Genomic DNA, 5,585 nt, shown 5'->3' with positions numbered 1-5,585 from the left:
TCATTTTCTTGTGGGCTCGTATTTGTTTATATGACACCTACCGTGGTCTTCGTACCCACCGCCGAGGAGCTCATCGGCTTCCTCGTCCCCCGCTTCGCCGACTTCGCGAGCATCGACCTGCTCGACTGGGTCCTCGGCACGGAGGAACCCCTAACGCCGGCCCCAGAGGGCGGCACCCGGCGCCGAGTCGCGCACAGCGCCACCACCGAGGGGGTCCCCCGGCCGTCCGTGCACCTGGGCGAGACCGACGTCTACCCGCCGTACTCGGCACCCGGCCGCCGTGCCGTCAGGTCCCGCGCCGCACCTCGAAGTGGTCGATGCGCTCGCCGCTCTGGGCCAGCGCCGACACCGTCAGCCGCGGGGCCGTACCCGCCTCCGCCACCACCGAGAGGAAGGAGAAGCCGGTGTACCGCACCCGCGACCACTCCACCGTCTCGGCCGCCTGCACCCTGGACTTCGTCCAGTGGAAGGTCTTCACCTCGCGGTGCCGGGTGACGTGCCCCTCGTAGCTGTCCTTGACGCCCGAGGGGAACGAGTAGAGGGCCCGGCCGCCGCCGCCCGCGGTGACGTACACGATCCCGTCCCGGACCGGATCCGTCGACGCGCCGACCGGCACGGACCTGCCGACCTCGCCGCCCTTGATCGCGTCCGTCCGCTCGTACACATGGTTGTGCCCGTTGATCACCAGGTCCACCCGGTGCTTCGCGAACAGCGGCAGCCACTCCTTGCGGACCCCGCCGTCGGAGGCGTGCTGCGAGGTCGAGTACGCGCAGTGGTGGAAGAAGACCACCACGAAGTCGACGTCCTTCGCCGCCCGCAGCTCACCGAGCTTGCGGTCCAGCCACTTCGTCTGCCTGCCCCCGCTGTGGCCGAAGTTGGCGGGGATCTCGTACGAGACGTCGTTCGCGTCCAGCGCCACGAAGCCCACGTTGCCGTACGTGAACGCGTACACGCCCGGAGCCCCGTGCGGGTCGAAGCCGCTGTCCGGGAGGGAGAAGCGGGCCAGCTGGCCGCCGTAGCCGTCCGGCGAGTACCAGGCCTCCATGTCGTGATTGCCGGTGGTCACCATCCACGGCACCGACTTCGCGACCGTGTCGGTCTGCTTCAGGAACAGGTCCCAGAACCGTGGGTCGTATCCGTCCGACTTCTTGCCCGCGCCGTTGACGTCGGCGTAGCAGATGTCGCCCGCGTGCAGATGGAACGCCGGCTTCTGGCGCAGCAGGACGTGGTCGTTGGTGCCGGCGCTCGTGCCGACGCCCTGGTCGCCGAAGGCGGTGAACACGAACCGCTCCGGGCTCGCGGGGGCCGTGCGGAAGGAGGCGATGGTGGACCGGTGGGCCGGGGAGGCGGGGTCCCAGCCGTCGTGGCCGACACCGTAGTAGTACGTCGTACCGGGGCGCAGTCCGTCCAGGGCCGCGTGCACGTAGTACTGCTCGACCGCCGGCCGCACCCCCTGCACCCCGGGCGTGTGCAGGTTGCGCACCTCGGCCGCCACGCGGCGCCCCAGGTCGTCGGGCCGCAGCCCCAGCCGGACGAACGGCCGCCGCACCGCGAACGGCACCTGCCACGAGATCCGCATCCGTGTCTTCGGGTCGGCACCGAAGGCGAGATGGCGGCCGAAGGGGCGGACGGCCGCGCCACGGACCCGTGACGCGGACCCGGCCGGGCTCGTGACCGTGCCGCCGGACGCCGTCGAACATCCGGTCAGCAGCCCGCTCGCCACCGCGCCCGCCGTCACGAGGGCGCGGCGCCGGGTGAGCCTGGTGCGCAGGTACTCGTACTGCTCGGCCATGCTCATGCGGCGGGCCAGCTGCGGCGGAATGCCGACGTCAGGGGTCTCCATGTCCCAGAAGTTCCCAGCGAATCCCAACACCGGCCCCACGTACGGGTGAACGGCGGCCAACAGGATGACACCCACCCGCCGCCCGGGTGTCCGCATGACGGACAGCCCGTGTCATCCCATGGGACGAGGAGTAGGGTGCCGACATGTCTCGCAGCATCAATCTCGCAGTGATCCCCGGTGACGGCATCGGCCAGGAAGTCGTGGCCGAAGGCCTCAAGGTCCTCTCCGCCGTCCTTCCGCAGGATGTGAAGCTGGAGACCAAGGAGTACGACTTCGGTGCCAAGCGCTACCACGCCACCGGTGAGACCCTCACCGACGCCGACCTCGACGCGCTGAAGCAGCACGACGCGATCCTGCTCGGCGCCATCGGCGACCCGAGTGTCCCGTCCGGCGTCCTGGAGCGCGGCTTCCTGCTCAAGCTCCGCTTCGCCTTCGACCACCACGTCAACCTGCGCCCGTCGAAACTCCTCCCGGGTGTCGCCACCCCGCTGGCCGGCCAGCCCGAGATCGACTTCGTCGTGGTCCGCGAGGGCACCGAGGGCCCGTACACCGGCAACGGCGGCACCATCCGCAAGGGCACCCCGCACGAGGTCGCCACCGAGGTCTCCGTGAACACGGCCTTCGGTGTCGAGCGCGTGGTCCGCGACGCCTTCGCCCGCGCCCAGGCCCGCCCGCGCAAGAAGCTCACGCTGGTCCACAAGAACAACGTGCTGACCTTCGCCGGGCACCTGTGGACGAACATCTTCAACAAGGTGGCCGAGGAGTACCCCGAGGTCACCACCGAGTACATCCACGTCGACGCGGCGACCATCTACCTGGTCACGCAGCCCGAGCGGTTCGACGTGATCGTCACCGACAACCTCTTCGGCGACATCATCACCGACCTCGCCGCGGCCGTCTCCGGCGGCATCGGTGTGGCCGCCTCCGGCAACATCAACCCGAGCGGCGAGTTCCCGTCCATGTTCGAGCCGGTCCACGGCTCGGCCCCGGACATCGCCGGCCAGGGCAAGGCCGACCCCACCGCCACGGTCCTGTCCGTCGCCCTTCTGCTGCGCCACCTCGGCTACGAGTCCGAGGCCGCCCGCATCGAGGACGCCGTCTCCGCCGACCTGGGGGAGCGCGGCGGCCTGCCGGCCCGTTCCACCTCCGAGATCGGCGACGCCCTCTCCGTACGAGTAGCCGGCTGACCCGCCGCGCTCCTCGAAACACTTCGAAGCCGCCGGGTCACTACCGCACCCGGCGGCTTCCGCGTGTCCCCGCCGGGTGCCACCATCAACCCCTGGGCCGCATTCACCCCGATTCCTTCCACCGCCGCCCTCGCGCGATAATCGAACGCGGAGCCGCGGTATGAGGTAATGCTCGGACGTCCTAACACTGGCCACCGGTCGTGCGGGCGTGAGCGCGGCCCCGTCACTACAACCGGTGAAGGACAACAACTCATGACGACGCCCACGATCGAGCTCAAGCCCTCCGCCCGCCCGCTCGCCGCAGCGGAGCGCGAGGCGATCCTGGCCAACCCCGGGTTCGGCCGCCACTTCACCGACCACATGGTGACGATCAAGTGGACCGAGGGCCGGGGCTGGCACGACGGCCAGCTCGTTCCGTACGCGCCGATCCCCCTCGACCCGGCGACCAACGTCCTGCACTACGCCCAGGAGATCTTCGAGGGCCTGAAGGCCTACCGCCGTCCCGACGGCTCCGTGGCCACCTTCCGCCCGGACCAGAACGCCAAGCGCTTCCAGCGCTCCGCCAAGCGCCTGGCCATGCCCGAGCTGCCGGTCGAGACGTTCATCGAGGCCTGTGACGTCCTGGTCCGGCAGGACAAGGACTGGGTGCCCGCGCACGGTGGCGAGGAGTCCCTCTACCTGCGCCCCTTCATGATCGCGACCGAGGTCGGCCTGGGCGTGAAGCCCGCCAACGAGTACCTCTTCATCGTCATCGCATCCCCGGCGGGCGCCTACTTCCCGGGCGGTGTCCGGCCGGTCTCCATCTGGGCCTCCGAGGACCGCGTCCGCGCCGTTCCCGGCGGTATGGGCGACGCCAAGACGGGCGGCAACTACGCGGCCTCCCTGCTCGCCCAGGCCGAGGCCGCCGCCCAGGGCTGCGACCAGGTCTGCTACCTCGACGCGGTCGAGCACAAGTGGGTCGAGGAACTCGGCGGCATGAACCTGTACTTCGTGTACGGCAACAAGATCGTCACCCCCACCCTCACCGGCTCCATCCTCGAGGGCGTCACCCGTGACTCCCTCCTGGCCGTCGCCCGCGACCTGGGCTACGAGTCCGAGGAGGCCCGTGTCTCCATCGACCAGTGGCAGACCGACTCCGAGAACGGCACCCTGACCGAGGTCTTCGCCTGCGGCACCGCCGCCGTCATCACCCCGGTCGGCACGGTCAAGCGCGCCACCACCGAGTGGAAGCAGTCCGACGGCCGGCCCGGCGAGGTCACCCTCAGGCTCCGCCAGGCCCTCCTCGACATCCAGCGTGGCATCGCGGAGGACAAGCACGGCTGGATGCACCCGCTCGGCTGACCGGTCCCCGCCCGGCCGTTCGACGCGTATCGCCTCCCCCGTGCGGGTATCTCCTGAGTCCACGGGGGAGGGAGCACGCGTGAGCGCACGGTCGCCGATGCCACGGCTGCGCTGGCTGATGCGGACGTTACGGACGCCGCGCCGCCCCCAGAGCCTCACCGTGCTCGCGCTGCTCACCGCAGTCGCGGGCCTGCTGCTGTGGCGGGCCTCGACGATGGGCAACTACGGGCAGAACCTCGCGCTCAACCTCGGCACCGACATCGTCGGTGTGGTCGTCACCGTGTTCGTCATCGGTCCGCTGATATCCCGGGCCCAGGAGGGCCGCGTCCGCGAGCACACCCGGCTCGACTACGAGTGGTTCGCCGCACAGGTGTACGGCTCGACGTCCAATGTGAAGGTCCTCGACACCTTCTCCAACCTGTTCGGCCCGCAGTTCTCCGAGCGCCTCTTCCGGGGCATCAGGTCCGCCACCGCCCACGGCACCCGCGTCCAGATCCTGCTCCTCGACCCGGACTCCCTCGCCGTCATCCTGCGCGGCCGGGAGCTCGGCGAGCAGAGCGCCGACATCCGCCGCGACATCATGCGCAACCTGCGAACCCTCGACGAGTTCGCGCGCCGCCTGGACGACATCTCCCGGCAACTGCTGGAGGTACGGCTGTGCTCGACGTCTCCCGGCGTCACCCTCTACCGCTGGGACGAGCGCTGTCTGGTCTCCTTCCTCACCGTCGGCCGGCTGTCCGGGGAGGGCGTCCAGCTGGAGGTCGCGGTCCGCTCCCCGCTCGGCACCTTCGTGGAGCAGCGCTTCGACGAGCTGTGGCAGCAGGGCAAGCCGATGGAGCGGTTCACCCATCTGCCCGTCACGCTCGTCGACGCCACCGACGGGCGGCGGGAGTTCACCTGCCGCTTCGTGTTCCTCGACGACTGTCTGTACGTCGCCGCCCCCGACCTCGTCACCTACCTGGCCCTGCGCCGCCTCGACCAACTCACCGCGTACAGCGAGGCGCTGAGCAGGGCCGGGGCGCACGAGGTGATCGTCGTCGACGACGAGAGCGAGCTGCACGGACGGCTGATCCAGCACTTCGCGGAGAAGTACGATGCGTCGGGGGGGGGGGGGGGGGTGGGTGTGGGGGCGCCGGGCGGGGAGGAGCTTAGAGTCACGCGCCCCCACTATAGTGCCCGCCCACACCCCCCCGCCCCCCGCCCCCCCCCCCGCC

Annotated in this window: 4 protein-coding genes; 3 read left to right on the top strand and 1 reads right to left on the bottom strand. The window is 70.3% G+C overall.

The genetic code is table 11. The features are described from left to right. Positions 1 to 286: 286 nt before the first annotated feature. Positions 287 to 1,843 (bottom strand): purple acid phosphatase family protein, encoded by a 1,557-nt coding sequence (locus ACFW2E_RS40390; RefSeq protein WP_384475143.1) that lies wholly within the window; start codon positions 1,841 to 1,843, stop codon positions 287 to 289. Between the two features lie 143 nt (positions 1,844 to 1,986). Here ACFW2E_RS40390 and ACFW2E_RS40385 point away from each other — a divergent pair, with 143 nt between their 5' ends. The 3 genes from ACFW2E_RS40385 to ACFW2E_RS40375 all read left to right on the top strand — a co-directional run. Further along, complete coding sequence (locus ACFW2E_RS40385) at positions 1,987 to 3,030, top strand: 3-isopropylmalate dehydrogenase (RefSeq protein ID WP_384475140.1); 1,044 nt, start codon at positions 1,987 to 1,989, stop codon at positions 3,028 to 3,030. A 252-nt stretch (positions 3,031 to 3,282) separates the two neighbouring features. Further along, a complete protein-coding gene (locus tag ACFW2E_RS40380) occupies positions 3,283 to 4,371 on the top strand; it encodes a branched-chain amino acid aminotransferase (RefSeq protein WP_384475137.1) in 1,089 nt (362 codons plus the stop codon). Between the two features lie 79 nt (positions 4,372 to 4,450). Next, the coding region (locus ACFW2E_RS40375; protein WP_384475134.1) for a hypothetical protein at positions 4,451 to 5,585 on the top strand (1,135 nt) is incomplete at its 3' end.

It is taken from the genome of Streptomyces sp. NPDC058964, assembly GCF_042741275.1.
Lineage (GTDB): Bacteria > Actinomycetota > Actinomycetes > Streptomycetales > Streptomycetaceae > Streptomyces.
Note: the sequence above shows the minus strand (reverse complement) of the source record. Positions and strands in the feature narration are given on the sequence as shown.